This window comes from Lutibacter sp. (assembly GCF_041596795.1).
GTDB lineage: Bacteria > Bacteroidota > Bacteroidia > Flavobacteriales > Flavobacteriaceae > Lutibacter.
The window spans coordinates 1-2,284 of the sequence record NZ_JBFHHX010000261.1 but is presented as its reverse complement, the minus strand read 5'-3'; the positions used below and the strand labels follow the sequence as shown (position 1 = coordinate 2,284).

Annotated in this window: 2 protein-coding genes; both read right to left on the bottom strand. The window is 29.7% G+C overall.

Annotated elements, in window-relative coordinates:
- Window positions 1-163: 163 nt before the first annotated feature.
- A complete protein-coding gene (locus ABY298_RS16110; protein ID WP_372747061.1) occupies window positions 164-979 on the bottom strand; it encodes a glycoside hydrolase family 3 protein in 816 nt (271 codons plus the stop codon).
- A 259-nt stretch (window positions 980-1,238) separates the two neighbouring features.
- The gene (locus ABY298_RS16105) at window positions 1,239-1,892 is read right to left on the bottom strand and encodes a peroxiredoxin-like family protein (RefSeq protein WP_372747060.1); all 654 of its coding nucleotides are present in this window, start codon (window positions 1,890-1,892) and stop codon (window positions 1,239-1,241) included.
- Window positions 1,893-2,284 lie beyond the last annotated feature (392 nt).

The window sequence follows — 2,284 nt, the reverse complement described above, 5'->3', positions numbered from 1 at the left end:
TTGTGAAGAAAATTTTCATAGAAAGTAGTTGATATTGATTTAGTTAGCAAGGTTAAAAAATCAATAATAATTTTTAGTTAAGAATTTAATAATTGTGAAAATCTTAAGATTTCAATGCTGAACTTATCGATTTACACGTTGCTTTTAAATTGCTTACTTGTTTTTAAATGATTTCTATCATTGGAAAATAGAAGGTTTTGTGGATTAAACTATTAGAACTGGTACCCGTTATTACATCTTTGTTTTGTCCAGTATATTCACCATTTACTAAATTATAAGATGTCATAACAGCCATAGCGCCTGCATCAACACCGGCTTCAAACGCTGGTAAATAAATTTCGTGTAAAGTTCTTTTATCAACTACAGAATTAGATGTTCTTCTCTTGTAGTCTGTATTATTGGCTACAAAGTGTTTTAAAGTAGCCATTGTACCTGTGTTTTGCATTCCTACTACATAATTTTCTATCATTCTAGCAGCTAGGTATGGGTCTTCTCCAAAGTATTCAAAGTTTCTACCGTTTTGTGCAACACGATAAATGTTCATTCCAGGTCCAAGTAACACTGCAATTTCACCAGCTCTACACTCTTCACCAATAGATTTTGCATAATTACCTGCCAACTCCTTATTCCAAGTACTTGCTAAAGCAATTGGACTTGGGAAAGCGACTGATTTTTCAAGCTGATCGTCAAGATGTGAACGTATGTTTACTCCCTGAGTAGCATCTGAGAGGTACATGGCTGGAACATTAAACTTTTCAAATCCTTTGGTAAAAAACACATTATGACCTCCAATTAATGAAATTTTCTCATCAATGGTCATCTGATTAAGAATTTTTAATGCTTGCTCTTTGGCATTATTATATGAAATTGGCGGTTGAAAAGGTTGAAACATGGTTTCTGTTTTATATTCTTGGTTATTAAGTGAACTACAAGCACTGATAAGAATTAATATTAAAAGTAATGGTACTGATCTCTTCATGATGTACTGTAAATATATAAGGTTAAGATTAATAATTTAAAGATAATTAAAAATATTAAAAAGGGAATAATATAAAAATAACTATTAATCAAAAGTCTATGCCTTTATGATTAATAGTTAATTATTAGTCTTTTTGAATGATACATTACTGGTTTAAATGCCAGGATTTTTCTACGGAAAATTGGATGCTAGTTAATAAAGTAACAACCAGATTTTTGAACTAAAATAATTTATGTTTTTTTGTGATGTTATGGTTAGTTTATTTAGAAATATTTTTTAATGCTTCGATGATCTCATCAGGTTCTGAACGAGTTCTATAATCAACATTAACATAGTTCCATTTAACTATTCCGTCAATTCCTAATAGGAAAGTAGCTGGAATTGGTAATACACTGCTGTTTCCGTTATTAATTTTTTTTAAATCAAGGTTTCTATCTATTCGCATATGCTCCAATAAAAATTCTGGAACTTCCCAAGCAACTCCATATTGTGAAGCAACTTTTGCGTCTTGGTCAGACAATACAATAAATTCCATTTCACTAATTTCATTTTTTGTCATTGATGAGTCAGGTACTTCAGGGCTTATGGCAACAAGAGTAGCACCAAGTTTTTGAATATCTTTTAATTTATTTTGTAAAGCGCGTAATTGTAGATTACAATATGGACACCAACTACCACGATAAAATGTAATAACTACAGGACCTTTATTTAATAAGCTAGATAATGATATTGGGTTTCCAAGAGGATTAGGTAAATCAAAATTTGGAGCTTTTTCTCCAATTTTAATAGCTTTTTCTCCTTGTTGAAAAGCTTTTGCTTTAAAAATTATATCATCAACGCCTTTCATAAACTCAGGATTATTTTTTCGTCCTTCAGCAATTTTAGCATCGGTTAGTTCTTTCAGTTTTTGCATTTTTCTTTTATATTATGATAATTTTAATATATGGTGTTAATTACCTACAACGGTTTTGGGTTTGCTTTTGTTGCGTGTGTTTTGTTCAAAGTTAGTTAAAAATTTAAAACATTCGAATTATCAGAGGTTAATCGTACAATGAACTAATTAATCAATGAAATAAACCAGAAGTTGGCAACTGGCTTTTAATCATTGTGTCAATAAAAAATCACAGTAATAGTGAAATATACTACTGTGATTTTCAAAATAACATTAATTTGTTAAAAGGCTGAATTATAGATTAGGATAATTATCTACATCATAGAATCCAGTAATGTCTTTTAATTTCTGTCATTTTTTTGTTTTAATTTTTAAAACTCTTGTATAGTAGGACGAATTACTAGTTCGTTAAT